We start from the raw sequence: 302 nt of genomic DNA, 5'->3' as shown, positions 1-302 counted from the left end.
ACGCAGGCGATCTGCTTGCTCATGTGCTTATTGCAGATACGATGAACCATAAAGCTGCATATGGATTAAGGTATATTATTAATCCTCCAGGTGCAAACGTCACGATCCACCAACATTTAAACCCTGGTGAAGGGGAAGTGAACTTTGATGCACTGTACCGGAAATTAAGGGAAATCAAATTTGATGGCATCATTACAAATGCAGTATTTGCTTATCCGGATAAACCGGAATGGTCTAATGAAGTAACACTGAACTCAATTAAAAACGGATTGAAAGACTTAGTCGGCAGTATCTAAAATTCT

1 protein-coding gene is annotated in these 302 nt (G+C 39.4%); it reads left to right on the top strand.

The annotated features are described in order from the left end of the window. A partial coding sequence (locus ACLWS4_RS38430) for a TIM barrel protein (RefSeq protein ID WP_416876633.1) occupies positions 1-296 on the top strand: 296 nt, incomplete at its 5' end. Positions 297-302: the final 6 nt, after the last annotated feature.

Origin of the sequence: Kitasatospora sp. SC0581 (assembly GCF_048159585.1) — a bacterium.
GTDB lineage: Bacteria > Actinomycetota > Actinomycetes > Streptomycetales > Streptomycetaceae > Kitasatospora.
This window is presented reverse-complemented; position numbering and strand designations above follow the sequence as displayed.